This is a genomic window from Fodinibius salinus (assembly GCF_008124865.1).
Lineage (GTDB): Bacteria > Bacteroidota > Rhodothermia > Balneolales > Balneolaceae > Fodinibius > Fodinibius salinus.
Genome location: NZ_VNHY01000001.1, coordinates 164,030 through 180,913, shown reverse-complemented (window position 1 = coordinate 180,913; position 16,884 = coordinate 164,030). Strand labels below are relative to the sequence as shown.

At 38.3% G+C, this 16,884-nt stretch carries 16 protein-coding genes and 2 pseudogenes; 11 read left to right on the top strand and 7 right to left on the bottom strand.

What is annotated here, in order from left to right; genetic code table 11:
• Positions 1–104: 104 nt before the first annotated feature.
• The 6 genes and pseudogenes from LX73_RS00890 (at position 105) to LX73_RS12875 (ending at position 7,641) form a co-directional block, all read left to right on the top strand.
• Entirely contained in the window at positions 105–2,249 is a 2,145-nt protein-coding gene (locus tag LX73_RS00890) for an AAA family ATPase (protein WP_148897580.1), read from the top strand.
• A complete protein-coding gene (locus LX73_RS00885) occupies positions 2,246–4,474 on the top strand; it encodes a HindVP family restriction endonuclease (RefSeq protein WP_148897579.1) in 2,229 nt (742 codons plus the stop codon). The genes LX73_RS00890 and LX73_RS00885 overlap by 4 nt, the downstream gene beginning before the upstream one ends.
• 413 nt (positions 4,475–4,887) lie before the next feature.
• Complete coding sequence (locus tag LX73_RS00880; RefSeq protein ID WP_148897578.1) at positions 4,888–5,430, top strand: hypothetical protein; 543 nt, start codon at positions 4,888–4,890, stop codon at positions 5,428–5,430.
• A 15-nt stretch (positions 5,431–5,445) separates the two neighbouring features.
• A pseudogene (locus tag LX73_RS00875) lies at positions 5,446–5,826 on the top strand (phage NrS-1 polymerase family protein); the annotation flags it as partial.
• A 12-nt stretch (positions 5,827–5,838) separates the two neighbouring features.
• Positions 5,839–6,750: pseudogene (locus LX73_RS00870) on the top strand (VapE domain-containing protein); the annotation flags it as partial.
• Between the two features lie 747 nt (positions 6,751–7,497).
• Positions 7,498–7,641 carry a hypothetical protein gene (locus LX73_RS12875; protein ID WP_170245542.1) on the top strand — a complete coding sequence of 48 codons (144 nt, stop codon included), beginning with the start codon at positions 7,498–7,500 and terminating at the stop codon, positions 7,639–7,641.
• A 295-nt stretch (positions 7,642–7,936) separates the two neighbouring features.
• On the opposite strand, the gene LX73_RS00865 is transcribed toward LX73_RS12875, so the two are convergent.
• The 6 genes from LX73_RS00865 to LX73_RS12870 form a co-directional block, all read right to left on the bottom strand.
• A complete protein-coding gene (locus LX73_RS00865; protein ID WP_148897575.1) occupies positions 7,937–8,809 on the bottom strand; it encodes a DUF4231 domain-containing protein in 873 nt (290 codons plus the stop codon).
• Between the two features lies 1 nt (position 8,810).
• Positions 8,811–9,314, bottom strand: a complete 504-nt coding sequence (locus LX73_RS00860) for a TIR domain-containing protein (protein WP_148897574.1) — start codon at positions 9,312–9,314, stop codon at positions 8,811–8,813.
• Positions 9,315–9,330: 16 nt separating this feature from the next.
• Positions 9,331–9,948 (bottom strand): Nmad2 family putative nucleotide modification protein, encoded by a 618-nt coding sequence (locus LX73_RS00855; RefSeq protein ID WP_148897573.1) that lies wholly within the window; start codon positions 9,946–9,948, stop codon positions 9,331–9,333.
• On the bottom strand, positions 9,948–10,427 hold the full coding sequence (locus LX73_RS00850; RefSeq protein ID WP_148897572.1) for a TIR domain-containing protein: 480 nt from the start codon (positions 10,425–10,427) through the stop codon (positions 9,948–9,950). Before LX73_RS00850 ends, LX73_RS00855 begins: the two co-directional genes overlap by 1 nt.
• A 30-nt stretch (positions 10,428–10,457) precedes the next feature.
• Positions 10,458–11,327 carry a nucleoside triphosphate pyrophosphohydrolase family protein gene (locus tag LX73_RS00845; protein ID WP_148897571.1) on the bottom strand — a complete coding sequence of 290 codons (870 nt, stop codon included), beginning with the start codon at positions 11,325–11,327 and terminating at the stop codon, positions 10,458–10,460.
• Positions 11,328–11,410: 83 nt separating this feature from the next.
• Positions 11,411–11,563, bottom strand: coding sequence for a hypothetical protein (locus LX73_RS12870; protein WP_170245541.1), 153 nt, complete (start codon positions 11,561–11,563; stop codon positions 11,411–11,413).
• A gap of 641 nt (positions 11,564–12,204) precedes the next feature.
• Here LX73_RS12870 and LX73_RS00840 point away from each other — a divergent pair.
• The 5 genes from LX73_RS00840 to LX73_RS00820 all read left to right on the top strand — a co-directional run bounded on the left by LX73_RS00840 (position 12,205) and on the right by LX73_RS00820 (position 15,614).
• Positions 12,205–12,561: a helix-turn-helix domain-containing protein gene (locus LX73_RS00840; protein WP_148897570.1), complete on the top strand. Its 357-nt coding sequence runs from the start codon at positions 12,205–12,207 to the stop codon at positions 12,559–12,561.
• Positions 12,562–12,754: 193 nt separating this feature from the next.
• Complete coding sequence (locus LX73_RS00835) at positions 12,755–13,006, top strand: GIY-YIG nuclease family protein (RefSeq protein WP_148897569.1); 252 nt, start codon at positions 12,755–12,757, stop codon at positions 13,004–13,006.
• A 369-nt stretch (positions 13,007–13,375) separates the two neighbouring features.
• Positions 13,376–14,323: a hypothetical protein gene (locus LX73_RS00830; protein ID WP_148897568.1), complete on the top strand. Its 948-nt coding sequence runs from the start codon at positions 13,376–13,378 to the stop codon at positions 14,321–14,323.
• A gap of 39 nt (positions 14,324–14,362) precedes the next feature.
• Positions 14,363–15,178: a DUF2971 domain-containing protein gene (locus LX73_RS00825; protein WP_148897567.1), complete on the top strand. Its 816-nt coding sequence runs from the start codon at positions 14,363–14,365 to the stop codon at positions 15,176–15,178.
• Positions 15,179–15,332: 154 nt separating this feature from the next.
• A complete protein-coding gene (locus tag LX73_RS00820) occupies positions 15,333–15,614 on the top strand; it encodes a helix-turn-helix domain-containing protein (RefSeq protein ID WP_170245540.1) in 282 nt (93 codons plus the stop codon).
• A 171-nt stretch (positions 15,615–15,785) separates the two neighbouring features.
• On the opposite strand, the gene LX73_RS00815 is transcribed toward LX73_RS00820, so the two are convergent.
• On the bottom strand, positions 15,786–16,673 hold the full coding sequence (locus tag LX73_RS00815; protein ID WP_148897565.1) for a P63C domain-containing protein: 888 nt from the start codon (positions 16,671–16,673) through the stop codon (positions 15,786–15,788).
• Positions 16,674–16,884: the final 211 nt, after the last annotated feature.

Below are 16,884 nucleotides of genomic sequence, written 5' to 3'. Positions count from 1 at the left end.
CTCTCAATATATACAAGTCGCTAAAAAATCATCTGCATTGCGACTAATAGAGGACATTGCTCACCTATTCCTCGCAAATAGTTTTAGTTAAGCCCATATTTTCTATGAATCAAGAAAACGTAGCCAAGGAGTTTTCTCTACCTGTCGAGTTTGACAACTATATTGAGGGAGGTATTGCGCTACCGCCCAAAATTGTCTTGGAGTTTAAAACCCAGTATCAAAAAGTTATCAGCATACAAAGACCTAATGATAAGCTATCAGTAATTGGAAGGATAATCCCCGCCCCTGCTAAATACCATGACCGATCAGTTGTCGTATTGCCGGAGGAATGGAAAGAAGCTTACAATTTTTCCTCCTCCTCTGCACTATGTAAACTAATCGAGCCTTCTTTTGCAAAGAAAGTCCAGTTTAAAGTCCTTGATGAAGATGAGAGCGATTCACTACCTCCCCTCACAGAACGGATAAAAGATAAAAGTGTAATATTTAAAGGACACTATATCCGTAATGGTGGTAATATTTGCAAGGTATTATCAATTGATAATGATCGTTCTCAGGCGATCATTACGGAACAAACCCTTCTGAAGTTTGGGAACGGTCCAGACGCAGAACAATATTACCTGGACGATGAAAACCGGGAAGAATCTATAGAAGATATTACTACAGGCGAAAAACGGGAACTAACGTTTAAAAACCTTCACAAAGTAAAGGGGGTCGATGACACTATACAGCGCTTAAAAAATGAGGTTGTATATCCTTTCCTTGATATCTTAAATGGTGAAGAGTCAAACCCCGACCCGATGGGCGGAGTACTTCTTTATGGACCGCCAGGTTGCGGTAAAACTGAGATAGCTACTTCCATAGCAGAAGATCTCGGAGTGTATTTTGATTCAATTCAAATAGGAGATCTGGCATCTAAGTGGGCTCATCAGTTCGGTAAGAATTTAAAAGCACGCTTCGATAAAGCTGCAAAAGCTAAAGGTGGTGCAATCATATTTTTGGATGAGCTTGACGCTTTTGCGGGGCATCGCTCGGAGATGAATCATGCCCATGATAGAGAAAATGTAAATGTCCTGCTGCAGTTATTAGATCCCAAAAATCGTCCCCCAAATGTTTTGGTATTCGCAGCAACAAATTACCTCTCATCATTAGATACAGCCGTTACTAGATCCGGTCGATTTGATACGAAAATCGGCATTGGTCCTCCCGATGAAACAGGCAGAGCAGCAATATTACGAACGAAACTTAATAAGTATTCTGTCGATAGCAGTTCGATAACTGAAGGGTTTGTGAAAGACATTGCAAGGAAGACTATTGGTTACGTTGGTTCAGATTTAAATACACTGGTAGAAAAGACAAAAACATATCAAAAGGCCCGGGCTCGAAAGCAAGAAACAAATACTTCTTCTCTCCCCATGATAAAAGAAGATCTATTAAATGCTTTACAAGCTGTTACCCCGCTTTGTGAAACTGAAATGAACATCGAACGGCCTTCCGTAAAGAAGGAAGATCTACCAGGATCCGAAGGATTTGTGGATCAGATTTGTGCTGAAGCTGAACTCATGTTTCATCCCGAACGGTTTCGAACCGATATTGAGGTGAAACCCAACCAAGCGTTTCTATTATATGGACCTCCCGGAACGGGTAAAACCAGTATTGCCAATGCCGTGGCTAACGAACTGAATATCCTGTTTAAAGTCGTTAATGCCGGTGAAAACAAATCTCAGTGGATTGGTGAAACGGTGAAAAATATAAACAAGCTTTTTGAAAATGCTCGATTGTTCAGACCTATCCTAGTTTTCATTGATGAAATTGATAGTATCGCCCAAACTAGGAATTCTGCAGAATCCAGTCATGCGTCAGATAGCATCAATACGCTACTTACTCAGTTTGGGGATAGCGCTGACAATGAAAATATCATCTTTGTGGCAGCAACCAATCGAAAGGATATGATTGATCCAGCCTTGCTTCGTCCAGGTCGGTTTGGAACGAACATTGAGGTAGAACGTCCAGAATTACCGAATATCAAGAAACAGCTTAAGCAGCAGCTTGAAGAAATCCCCCATCAACTTACCGAAACACAAATTGACTCTTTAGCCAATTTACTATACCAACAAAAAAGAACGCAAGCTGAGATTTCTGATTATATAAATAGCATCAAGCGGCACCTTGTATTCCATACTGCTGACGGAGACAAAGCAGATCAAAACCTATTTAAAAACATCTTAAGCCCTTCACCTACTGAATCATGATTAATTTCCAATCAGTAAAACTTCAGCGTCACGAACTGCTAATTCTTGAGCAAAATATACCTAATTTCCCCATTAGGGATGTGCACAATGACAACTTCCCGATATCGATAACTATTCAGGACTGGCGTGGGGAAAGTCGATCATTATCGGTTAATAACAGTTTTGAACTAAACCTTGATAATGAGTCGATCACAATTGAGGAGTTGTATGGTGAACTCTATAACATCGCATCCAGTGGACAAAAAGTGGCCTTCAATTTCGAAGGGGACTACTTTGGTGCATTTCAGCAAAATGTAGAAGACTCAGGTCAATCGACTGATGATATTCAGGCATTATCCAGACAGTTTCCTTTCTCCTACCAGCCAAAAAATATAAAGATAAAAGCCCTTCCCCATCTGAATACGCTCCGATATTTTAGTTTAAGCAACACGGGAGCGGAGGTAGCTATTAGGGATTACAATCTTCAGGCTCATGGATTAAAATGGCAGCACCGTGGCGTTTTTCGACTTCCAGTGCAGATGTTCACTGAATCCGAGACTGTGTTGATCGTAGAAAATCCCCTAATAGCAGACTTTCTTCAATCTCATAGGATATGTGCCATTCCCTTACCTTCCGAAGATGAAGTAAGCTACTATGGTTACCCCTCCCTATTGTCTGATAAAGAAATCATATTCTGCCTGCGTAACTTTGGGAAGAATTTCAGTTTCTCCATTTATCCCTTTGCAAGCGTTTTATTAACGGAGGATATACCGCTTTATAAATCGAACCTCTACAATGTTTTTTCCAATACATCTATTGCCATATGGCTCAGTGAGCATACCCCGGAGAAGCTGTTGGAAGAACTTCGAAAGAATATAACCAAGCTCGAAGCGAGTGATGTCCCAAGTAGAAGAAATTACAATGATAATCGCAAAGAATATGGGCAACTCTCATTTAATCCAGCCCAAGATGTTAAAAGGGGCTCGCTAATCTATAGCTATGGTGGCACTCGAACGATCCTTTCTAATCCTATTAGAACCATGAAGAATCGGCACCTATATGTGTTGGAAAGCTTAACGCCTTCACATAGCACTCCTGTGCAAAGTCGATTAGACCAAGATATGGTTGACCATATAAAGCGAGAAGAACTCTTGGAACCCTCTTCGTTATATCCATTCGTTCGGTCGTTCATTAGGCGATTTCTGTATTTTGAGCATCGCCAGGTTTTTGACATTCTCACTGCGTGGCTGATTGGTAGTTATGTGTTTAAGTTATTTCAAGCCTATCCATATCTGCACTTTATGGGGAAACGGGGCACGGGAAAAACAACGATCCTAGAAATCCTTTCACAACTATCGTTCAACGGCAAACATTTGACGAAAGCCACCCCCTCCTCTCTTATTCACCAGGTCCATTACCATAGTTCTACACTGTGTATTGATGAATTTGAAGATTACTCTTCAAAAAGGAAATCCGAAGATGATCTCTCCCGGTTTCTTAATGGAGGCTATCACTATAAGGGTTCCTACGAAAAACGATCCAAGAATGACAATGTCATTCTTAACACCTATTCTCCTAAAGCCTTCGGTGGTACTGGAGATATTTTTATTGATACCTTGAAATCACGATCCATTCAGATTAAGACTCTTGAAAAGCCCAAAAGTATTCCAAAGGACCAATTCATTGAGTTTGACAATCAGATCGCTGAGGATATTCGCCTGATTCAACTTTCCTGCTTCGCTTTTGGACTCACCAATACCTCCACCCTGTTTGATGCGGTTGCCAATATGCCTACCGATATTCGATTACCGGTCAGTAATATCAAGCTTGACAATCGTAAACTGCAGCTAGCCAAACCACTATTAACAGTTGCCCAGCTTGTTGACGAACTCAACGTAAAAAGAAATATTTTGGAAGGCCTTGATGTCTGTTGGTATGAAGAAGCTGCTAATCAGAGTCAACTGCTTGACGCAATACGAGATATACTGAAAGCATTTTTTAAAGAACATGACCCGGATGATAAGGATACAGTCCATTTCAAATATATCACCAAAAAACTCTGGGAATTCGACTTAAAAAAGGATTTTGAAGAGGATTATGAGGTACTACGAAGAAAGGGAAAATTTAACGAGTTAATTGAAAATTGTTTTGGCATACGAAGAGATAGTCAATACGCCACGACGACCCAAAATAATGAAAGCCTCTATCTTATTCCTATCACACTGATTGAGGAGCTTCAAAATTAAGTATCAACACAATTAGCGAATAAAATAATTTTATCAAACTTTTTACTAAATCTATTTATTATTACTAAATACCTGTTTTATAACACTTAAAGGGCTTTATTTTATGATATAAAACTTTATAACTAATAAAGCCATTTTTAACAGTTGTAAGAAATATTTGACAAATCACTCCAGATCACGCAATGTATTAAGTAAGAACAGGGATGAATTAATCCCAGTGTCAAATAAATTGATAAATTAATCTCAATAAAATGAATAGTAACTTTCAAAATATAAACTCCGGACTCACCGGACGAGATCAGTGAGTATGTCATAGCGACAATAAAATCCCCCTCCAACCCAATGGCCGCCCGGCCAGATCCAATGATCCCTCCACTTGAAGTTCCTTTCAGGAGGCGTTACAGGCTCTAACAGTGGGTACACATTCTAATATCAGTGGTATCGGGTATATGTTTACCAAAGATGACCCGTTTATTGGTATTGACCTCGATGATTGTTTTAGCGGTGGTCAGTTGCTGCCAGCTGCCGCCGAAATTGTCGAGTGGGCGGACTCCTATACCGAAAAATCAGTCAGCGGGAACGGCCTGCACATCTTTGTAAAAGGAATATTAGCAGATGACTTCCCCAATAAGATCTCCATGGAGCATGTGGGCTTCAAATGTATCGAAATCTACGATTCAGTGCGGTATTTTACGATGACCGGCGATATTTATGGGGATTCGAAGCCTATTCGGACGGTAAATATCCAAGAACTGGAGATTCCAACGACTACTGGAGGATCTTCGAGCCGAAAACGGGCTGTTTCCAGTCCTAAACACGATTATCTACTCTCACAGATCAAAGAGAGCGACGACGGGCCCCTTTTTAGCGCATTGCACGATCATGGCGACCTGACGCGCTACGCTGGCGACAAATCCCGGGCCGAATTGGGATATATTAGCCTCCTTGCAAAGTGAACCAAGTTCGATGCCGAGCTTACCGATCAAATTTACCGACAATCGGCGCTTATGCGCTCGAAATGGGACGAAAAACACCGCTCAGATGGGACGACCTATGGGGAAATGACCATCCGCAAGGCCTTTGAGAACAAACCGATTACGAGCAGCGACGAACACGAGGGATTTCTAAACTATTTCTACGATTTTCGTTTCAATGTGGTGACCAACCGCACCGAAGTGAAGGTAGATGGAGACTGGAAGCTGATGGATGACTATCAGTTCAACAGCGTGCTTCGAGATATGCGAAATCGTGGGGCCAAGATCAGCCAACGACGTCTGCAGAGCCTCTTGCAATCTGATTTTGTGGAAAAATACCATCCCTTCCACGAATATTTCGAAGGGTTGCCCAAGTGAGACGGTACCGACCACATCAATAAGTTGGCCGAGCAGGTAAAGGCGAAAGATCAGCAGTATTGGAAATGGTGCCTGCGCAAGTGGCTGGTAGCGTTAGTTGCCAGCGTAAAGGAACAAGAGGTTGTCAACCAAACGGTGCTTATACTCCAAGGAGGACAAGGAATAGGAAAGAGTACGTTTCTACTCGGACTAGCACCGGATGAACTTACCGACTACGTTTTCTCGGGCAATCTCAATCCAAACAATAAAGACTCTGTCATACAATTATCTGAGACAATCATCTGCCAGCTTGATGAGCTAGAAACCCTTACCAAATACAAGGAAGGCGCCCTCAAAGAACTCATTACCAAAAGTGAAATACGCGTCCGGCGACCCTACGCCAGATATGCCGACAAGCTTACTCGGTTTTCGAGCCTTTGCGGCTCTATCAATCAGGGTACCATGCTGCATGATCCCACGGGGTCGAGGCGCTTCCTGATTCACCGTGTCAGTGATATCAACTACCAGCACAATATCGATATGACCAAGGTGTATTCTCAAGCACTGCATCTATACAAGAAAGGGTTCAAGTATTGGTTTGACGGGAATGAAATCCAGCAAATCAACCGCCACAACAAGCAGTTTGAAACCCAGTCGGTTGAGGAAGAGTTACTCTTGGAGCATTTCGAAAAGGCTGAAAAAAGTGACCAGCAGGCCAAACGATATACGGCCACCCAAATCCTTGAAAAGCTACACGGCGGGGGATTACCCAGCAGCTCGCATCGGGCTGTTACACGCTTGGGGCAAGCGCTCTCAAAACACGGGTACCAATCGGTTAAAAGTCAGGGCTCCAAGTATTATCTGGTTCATAAGAAAGATTCGTTTGAATCTACCTTTAGGGCATCAAATCACGATGAAGGTGAGGAAGGATCCGGCTCGGGGTAGCCTTTCTTGAGGTACCCTTAACCCTGTAAGTCCTTGACGAACAGTAAACTATCTTAATAGGTGTAGGGTGGTGAGGCCTATAAGAGAACATTGAAATAAAAATAACACTGTTGTAAACACTATAATAAATAATATTGCAAAATAAGCCACCTACCCCTCACCTTATATATAACCTGTGGCAGGGTGACCGACAACAGCCGACGAAAAAATCTGATTATTATATATAGATCATTTAATTCACTAAAACAGTAACCTTAAATAATACAACTATGAGTAAGAGCAGAACACACAATTATCCCAATAACAGAAAACCCCGCGATACCAGTTATTCGGAAAGCCACCGGCTGATCGAAGAGTATGGACTGAAAAGGATCAAAGAGATCTGAACAGAATGTGGGATGTACCGAACCGCCGGAAAGTTGGATACCTCACCGTATGTGATCCGCTATTTAGCGCATAAACACGAGTGAAAAAGGCCAGCTGAGAAAGCACCGGCGATCCTCAAAGGCGTCCTTAATGGTACGGTAAGCACCGAGCATTACAAGACCCTTGACTTTACCAACTGCAATTTAAATTCAAACGAAAAGAAAAATAACAATGAGTAATAAGAAAGAACTAGAACGATACACTGAAAAACTATTTTTAGCGTGAATAAAAGAATACGATGGACCGTTTACCTACTGCAGGGAACTGCGGGAATGGTTGTCCTGAAACCAGCAGCTCAAAAATGCTTGTTCTCTTGCGGAGGTGAAGGCAATCATTGATCGGAGCAATGACTTTGAAGACCGTCACCTGCGGAAAGTGGACAAATCCTTTGCCTATTTCGAAGAACAGCTGGCTACGTATTTACTGGAAGCGATCAAAATACTTCTGGGAGTTACGAAAGGGTAAATGCCCTAAAACTACTGTGGCTTGCTATCTGGCAATGCCCGAAATCAGAGCGCCTCAGCCATAATAGGCTGGGGCGTTTTTTATTAAGGGGTACCCCCGGTGGTGTACTTTAAAATCAATCTTCCGAAAATGGGTCCCCTATTGCACCCCCAAGGTTCGAAGTAGGGTCCGCAAGTAATCGTAATTAAAATTTCCATCCTTAGAAACGATCCCCCTTTATATAAACCACCCCCTACCTCTGAAAACTCAAATTTTTATATTTTAAAAAATTAAAAGTTGCCTACTAAAGAAAATTTTAATGAATCCTTTTAGCCAGCCATTGTGTATGCTCACGTGAAAAAGCATTTTCTGAATCATTAACAAAGTCCGAAAACTCTTCCTCAGTATCTACATTCTCGATTTCTCCTCTTACTGTACCAATTTCATGAGCCGTGAGTGAATATGCAGAGGATAACTCTTGAAACTTTTTTACTTGCATCCAAGTCAAACAGGCTCCCGATATTACTACTAAAATCTCCACTGGGAAGTATGGCAAATGGGGCAATTTTATTCGTAGGATTACCAATATAAGAGCTAAGAAATTGAAGAGGATTAAAAGACCAAACCATAATGCTTTTTTATCACTGTTCTCTTTCGATTTTTTGGTATACCAAGTCCGTTGTTCATCAATTCGATGAGTTAAATAAAAATCTTTTCTATCATTCAAATCCATGTTCCGGACTGTATTCATAAATTCAGTAACTTGCTCCTTATCACTAACCTCTCCCGCAAAATCAGATGAAAGTTCTCTGTTCTCTTTTAATAAACCCTTCAGTAAGTTTCTAAACTCGCTTTTTACTATTTGTACATCATCACAATCCTCATATGGTTCAGCCCTCATCATATACTTCCATGTACTTGTCTTAATGGATTCTGCCAAAGCCCGACAATTATACCAGCTATTTTCAAAATTCTTAGTAGTGATTAAAATTGATAAGGCTAGAGCAATGAAAAACACAACTGCTGCTACTATTGCTAGAGTGGAATTATTTATCCCATAAAAAGAGAAACATGCTCCAATAATTAAACAGCCTAAATAGCCTTTGACGGTTAAATGATGATACCATTGGGTACGCTTTGAACCAGTATCTGCTGCCTGGAATAAAGCTGGATAGTCTTGATTTTGCATATTAAAGACCTAATTTGCGATAGACAGAATCATTATAATATCGGGGACCAGAATCAGATGATTGTCTCCTATGATATTCTCCCGGAAAGTTATTTAAAGCGTATTTAATAATTTCCATTTTAAAGGGAATGTGAACCACATATTCATCTCTAATGATCGGTGGTACAAGTGCCTCGTCTTGCCCCCTTTTCCCATTTAAGTTAACAGCTATGATGGGCAAGTCTAGATCCTGAGCCATTTCTAATTCCCATCTCACAAACCGGTATAGATTCTTTGTTTTCTTGCCAATTAAAACAAGAATCTGTTTAGCGGTTTTAAATCTTTTCCTGAGTTCAGATTTTATGTAACTCTCATTTTGAGCTCGTCTTGTTAGAGCCCCAATATCATGAGCATCATGAAAATCAAAATCAATGTTATCATTACTTTTCCACCCTTTCATATAGGAGTAGGCCCACATATCATTATCGCCGTCAAATACCACGTAAGTTTTGTTTCTATAGCTCATAGTATTGAAAAATTATTTAGCTTATCCCATCATACCTTTCGAAAGTACCCGTGAATAATGAGGGGTCATCATGTCTACCAGGCTCATAATTATCTGAAAGCCAACTTAGAAATTTGAGCGCAATTTCTTGGTCTACATTCTTATGTCCCTGACCAGATACACACATTTCATCTTGGTAATTCTCCGGAATATCAATGGCACTGTTCCCGAAGTAATAAAAATTTTCAGAAATCAATACATAATCGCCACTTAGGTCTCTTTCTAAGTTATATCCGTTCACAGTTCCATCTTCATAGCTGTGATGAGAATTTTCTTGTGTCCAATTTTCATTGTCATCTTTATGGTAGATATTGTCACCATACATTTGAACTAAGCTGCCATTCATTATAGGTTTTTTATATTCAAATCGTGGATCTTCCCAATATTCTTGATATGTCATTCTCTCCGTAACATTCATTGCAAATATAAGCTTGCCCTCAGCATTTTTCTGCTTAGAGCCGGTTCCAAAAATCCAATCACCAACATTCAGGTTTCTTCGAATTCTCTGCTTACAACAGGCTAAAGTACAGTATCTCCCGAATGGGTTTGGAGCAAATCCATAATCGCGGGCTACTATGTATGTCTTAAATCTCATTAACAATTTAAATGTGTAATTGTATTAACGGGTTCTCTTGGATTTCCTTCCGGATCACACCAATTTTCTTCTCCTGTTAGATTATCTTCAATAGCATCAACAATTTTTTCAGATCGCCAAGGCACCAAACTATCACCATATAGGTTAATACCTTCTGGGACATCATTTTCAGTACCTCCGTGCAAATAAACACCGACTATTTGCTTATCTTTTTTGTGAGCTTGGTCTATTTCCCAATTAACCCAATCACGGTTGTGTGTTTCCGGGCCAACAAGGCAAATGAAAGTACCGGCCCACTGTATACGCATTCTTAACAACCGTCTAATGTACTTTTTGTTTGTTGCTTGATTAGGCTTAGAACTATCTATAGAACTATTCTTTATCTGATAGCCTTGTTTTCTTAATAGCTTTTTGAGCTTACTTATATTTTCTTCATCCTTGCTGTGATGACTTATGAATACATTTTTTGTCTTATCCATAATGTTATATGATTAGTTAAAGTAAACAAGTCAAATTATATTGATGCATCGTTCTTTCAGATTTACATGGAGTTTTCCTCCATTATTTTTTCGGAGGTAGCGATATATTTTGTAAGACTCTAAAATAGCATACTCCCACTCTTTTAAAGTTCTTTGTCCTACTTCAAAAGGCTCTACTAGGCGTTGGATTGTTTTCAATATTTCATAGTCAACGGTTTCAACGTCTTCAAAAAAGTTCGTCTCTTTTGCAAAGGGATAGATATAAGAAGAAATTGCCTCCTCAATAATTGCTGCCCTTGCCCCATCCTCCACTTCATCAACTTGGGGATCACTTTTTCTCTTTACCTTAAGTAATTTTCTTAATACTGGAGACCAACCAAGATATGCGGCAAAACCATAGTGAAAGATATCATGAAATCGGTATCCATCATCCTCATGTGAATTGTCAGTGAGGGGATTTCCAACCTGTTTACCATCAAGGTAGACTTCTACTTTTGTGTCACCACCATTTATAGTCTCCTTAAACTCTAATTCAAACTGTCTGGGTAGCTGTTCATCTGATGGAAAATCTTCATCAAATAGGCCGTAACTAGCCCCTCCATTAAGCTTCCACCGATTTTGTGTTTTCTCAATATTTTTCTGTGCAATACTCTCAAGATCGATATCCATTTTCGTCGCGATATTGGACAAATACCACAATACATCTCCAAGTTCTTCTTCAAGATGTGGTTTAAACTCACGGTATGATTTACCATCCCTCAACCTTTTTTTAAATTCTGATATTGTTGACCCCATCTCTCCTACTAATCCCAAGATGGGTATTAAAAAGTTGATAAGTTTATCAGAACCGGGTCTCTGATCCGTATCCTTTGATTTTATTTGATATTCTCTTAAATCCATGACATTTCTGGCAATTATAAATTTTAATAGAGTAATAAGCCCTCCCGAACCAGCGGGAGGGTCTATTACTATTTGTTAGCTTATTATTCGTCTACCCAAATGGGAAAAACATTTCCATTCTTTGGATAAATCTTTTCTCCAGTTTCTGGATGCACGTAATAAGCCCGAAAGATGAGTTTCTTTCCAGGCTCATGCTCAGAATCTTTGGAATCTTCCATGATTGGACCTCCAAACATTTTACAAGTTTGTTGTTGCAACAAAGCACAAGCCTGTTTATAATTGCCAATAGACAAAAGGCGTTAGCAGGCTTAATACTTTTGCGAGCGCTAGTCAAAAAACACTTGGGGCGCTAGTTCCCAAGTTACTTTCCTTACCAAAGGAGTTTTTTATAAGCCCGTTTGATGTTCCAGCATCGAACGGGCTTTTCTTTTGATCACTTAACAATATAAGGGGCCTATAATTGGGGTCAAGTAAAAACCCCAAATACTTTTCCACAAAATGGGTAAGTTATCCACAATTAATCTTTGAATTAACCCCCTTTAATTACACTTAAGTTGATTATTTTATTCATAGCAAGGTAAATTTGGCATTATTATTAACTAATATTAAATTGTGTACCATGTTATCAACAAATTTTTTAACTATTAGATAAGTTAAACCTGCTTCGTTTCTAAAAAGATATCTGTTTATTTAATGTGCTGTATAAATCAAAGAAAATGCCTGTTCGTGAAGGAAAGAACAATTTGAGTAACTTGCTTAGATCTGACTTAAACATCAGTCCAAAGTAAACATCCAAGAAAGATTAAAATACATAATGAGATATGGCCTGTACCTCAATGGAATAACCAACACTTGTGATAGCTTAAAATAAATTGAAATGATCAAAGCAAAAGAAATTGAAAAAAATCGAGTACCATTAGAGCTTGACGAATTTGCTGATCTTTTAAAAGAAGAAATACAGGACTCTCAATATACCGTGTCAGAAGTGTTTGATAAGGTTGGTATACCTCCACAATATCTTAGTCGGTGGAAAAAAGACGATGTACGCCCTCCCTCCTATATTGAAATAGCTGGGTTATCAAAAATACTAGAGAAACCTGTCGAATATTTGATATATGGTTCCCTAGACGTCCGTCACGTTCTACTACCAACTGTTGAATACAGAGAACTTTTGGCCAGAATTAAAAATATTGCTGAGGAAAAACTAAGAGATCTTCCTAAATACGAAATATAAAACTCAATAAAATTACTTGCGACGATTTTTAAAAGTAATCATCTTTTTCGTAAAGAAAGTTGTTGCATTCCATAGGGATGGAATAGAAGAACATCTGAGAAATAACCATATTAATCCCAGATAACTTTAATATTAGTAGGCTCCACTACTTCTTTATTATCTAAATAATTATTAGCTGATCTTTTACATTTATATGAAAACATGGTTCGTCTATATAATCCGTTGCACCGATGGAAGCCTGTATACCGGTTCCACAAACCATGTGATCCGACGCTGGCACCAGCATCGACAGGGTAACGGCGCCAAATATCTTCAGGCTCAAAAGCCTAGAGCTGTAGTGTTTGTTGAGCAGCATCCTAATCGCTCCGAGGCTTGCAAACGTGAGCATGAGATCAAGCAATATTCTAAAGAGGAAAAGGAATCCCTGGTTACAGGAACTTATTAGCTATACATCGTTCAGCAAAAGTAGTAGGTCTGCAGCCTCTCCAGCACCTCCGGATGTAAAACCATATACCTCAACAACTTAAAAGCCTGCTCCTCAGATAGTCCCCTTTGAAGGTAGCGGGTAATCATCCGGTTATAGTCAGAAATAAACACTCTAAATACATTTCATAAGCAAGAGTGTAAATCCTTACAAATAAATTTCATTATGCATAAATGTTATCTTTTTAAAAGCTATTAAATTACATATGGATTATACCATAAGTTTATGGGTTTCAATCCCTTACTGGTCATTTAGTAATATTATGATTACAATACTTGGCTACTATTAATTATAAAATAAGACTGGGTTGTATTATAATTTATAGTACTTATGAGTGAATTTGAGAAATTTAAAGTGGGTAAACCTACACGTACACGTTTTAACCAAAGTTGTAAGCCCTTTTCAAATGTAAGACATGTATGCCATATCTCGACTGCGATAAATATTATCCAAGATCATAAAATTAAACCGAGACTAATTACAGATAAATCAAAACTAAGATCTACAAGAACGAAAGTTTGTTGGCTATCCCCAAATGAATGGGGTATTGGTTATAGATATGGCAATGTAAGTTTTGAATTTAATATTGATGAACTTATAGATGGAAAAAATATATACTGGATTGAATCTATTGATTATGATATTCCAGCTTGTAGATTCTTAATTACAAATGAGGAAAAACCTAACCTAAAAGCATATAAACCAAAATTAAAGAATGGGCCTTGGTGGTATAATCAAGAAAATGATACCCATTATTTTAATGGTTACTATTGTCTTGAATTAATGTTGGAAGAAGAAATATTGCTTGACGAACTTTTAAAATTGGAATTTGTAAAACATCATTCAAGCTACTGTGCACGTTATAGAACTTCCCCCAAGAAATGTAACGAACTAGGCTCTTTAGGTGCCAAGGCTGGGTCTTTATTTTTAGCTAAAGCTGTGACCCAAGCATTAGATCTATCTTTAATCAAAGATTCACTATTAGAAGAAAAGGGAGAAGTAACCGTTAATTTTGAAAATGCTCTCGCCTATTTAATTCCTGGACCTTTTTCAAAATTGGAATACAATAACGTCATTGATAAAGAATCAGATGCTGTAAAACCAATCGTAAGAGGAATTTTAAATTCATTAGCTTTAGACGAATATGATGAGGCAAAAGAGTTAGCGAAATTGTTAGATTCAGAAGAAAAAATAATAGAGACCTCTTTTAAATTGGTAGCTGAATTAATGGAATACCAAGATGTTGATAAATTAATAGAATCGGTTTATGAAATGTAATACTATGCGTTTCATTACCTAATTAATTGGTAGTCAATAATGACTAAAAACGTTGGCATTAAAACGATTGATGATCTCGATTCAATACCTCAAATATTATACAAGTATAGAAGTTGGGATAATATTTACCACAAAACTATTCTGACAGAGAAGCAAGTTTACTTTGCTGCTCCTACCTCTTTTGAAGATCCTTTAGATTGCAAAAATAAAATTAGATATGACTTACTAACTGATGAAGATATTTTTCAAAAATATTTGTCTGATTCTCAATCAATAAATTCAAATTTTTCAAATAGTGAACATATTAAATGGGCTAAGAAACACTTTGATAAATCTCCATTAAGAGCCCCTGCAAAGCTAAAAAAGATGCAAGAAAAAAAGTTTGAAGAATATGATGAGCGTATCGGGATATTGAGTTTAACTGCTGAGCCTCGAAATTCTCAGATGTGGGAAAAATATTCAAATTATCATAGAGGATTTTGTTTAGGTTTCAATTCTAAATCTTTATTTAAATCACTCGGTGGTGGTGGAGTAGTCGATTATGTAAAAGAGCTACCACAAATTCACCCATTCTATTCATATAAAGAGCAACACTATTTACAAGTATTTAAAAAACTTGAGAAGTGGGAGTTCGAGAAAGAGTATAGAACGCACATATTTTCTTCTTCAACTATGTCTAAAGAAGATAGAATAGTTGAAGTCCCTGCTAGTTCCTACAACTGTTTAATAATTGGTGCTAAAATGCCTAAAAAACAGAAAGATGACTTGATGAAATCCATACCTGATGAACTCAGTCACATAAGGATATTAGAAGCTGAAATTATAGACGGGGAGGTATGTATTGAATCGCTATAAAGACTCTATAATCAAAAAATAAGCTGGCAAGCCTCGCTATCTTGTCAGCTTTATTGTTAGTTTATCAACTGTAAAAATTTAACACGTTGGCGTCTGCACCTTATACGCAAGGTCGTTTTACTTACCGCTTCAATAAATAATGCATCCAAACACTATGGATTTTACAAATCGGTTTTCCAGTGGAAGGTTAGATGAGAATGACGAATTTGTTAAACAGTTCAAAGATGCAGTTGGTAAAACTCCCACCGACTATATTAATCATCATAGAATTGAAGCATCAAAACGAATTCTATCTAATCCTGAATGTAAGGAAATACCAATTGCTGAAATAGCAAACGAGATTGGATACAAAGATCCCGAAGAATTCTCAACCTTATTTTATATCAAAGTCGGAATAACTCCAGAAGAATATCGGAAAGAACAGCTTTCCAAGTAAGTTGGTAAGTATAACCAGCGCTTCAACCCGGACGTGCCTCACACCCCCTACGCGCAAGGCTTCGAGGTGCCTGGCCTCTACCCGTTTTATTTTCCGGCCACCAACTGGTAAACTGCAATCGCATTCACACTAATTCGTGCGCCGGTTAAGCGCAATGTCGTTAGGCCGCTTTTAATCAAGTTCAAGAGTAAGTTGATGATTGTTTTCAAATACTCTTTGAAAATTTGACTCAAATTGATTGACGTTATCGGATAGCTCCATCACAGTTATTAATTTTGTAAGATGTCGCTCTAAGTGTTGTACCCCAATTTCTGGTGATAAGTGCTGATGATGCTTTCTTGCTCTTCTTCCCTTTTCATTAGTTGGATTTCTTTTTCTTAGTTCTTCAAGTACTCCTGGTGGCATCTGCTCGTAAACGTATTTATTAGTAAATTTCCCAAGATAACCTGGTCTTTTTAAAGACATTGGATCATATTCCCAATCATGTAATCTGAAAGCCTCTTTGTAAAACTTTCTGGGAAATCTACTTTGCCATTTTAAAAAATCCTCTGCTATATATTTGGATAAAAGTTTTTGAAGCTCATCCTTTTCTCTGTCGTATTGATAACCTGTAGCTTCATCAATCAAGGCTGTTATACCGACCTTGGCCAAAGATCTTACGAGAATACGCGCATGTTCTATTATACTTTCTTGGGAAGCTACCGCAACGCCCGCCTCGTCAGCTTTTAAATAAAGTTCACATACTAGCGGAATTAATTCTGCATCATAACCAACTGCAGTCGTTCCATTTGTATGATAGTAATGAATAGGTTTAGATTTTTCTCGTACTTCTTCATCTACAAATTGGAGCAGATTTTTAGCTCCAATTATTGATGGTAACCCTTCAAGTCTTTTTTCTCCTTTTCTAGGTCTATCAAACGCGTCAAACAATCCTGTTTGCGAAATTATTCGCTTTTCATTTTCAAGAACTGCACAGGGTATTTCAACATAACTCTCTTCATTTCCTAATTTTAAATAGCCACGATGAGACGCGTGGTAAATTTCATAATCTTCTGACATAATAGTATCATTTTATAATTGAACCGGTGGGATAATGTTGGTCACGTGAACAAATATAACTGACATGACCATCCTTAGCAATTAAATAAGCTAAAATTTAGAAACTCTAATATTCAGCGACATAAGAAGGGCATTAAGCGGACGTATATTGCTTATTTCCAGCTCGTTTTGTTTTCTGAGTTCCAGATAGTAAACTGAAAATTGAATTCTC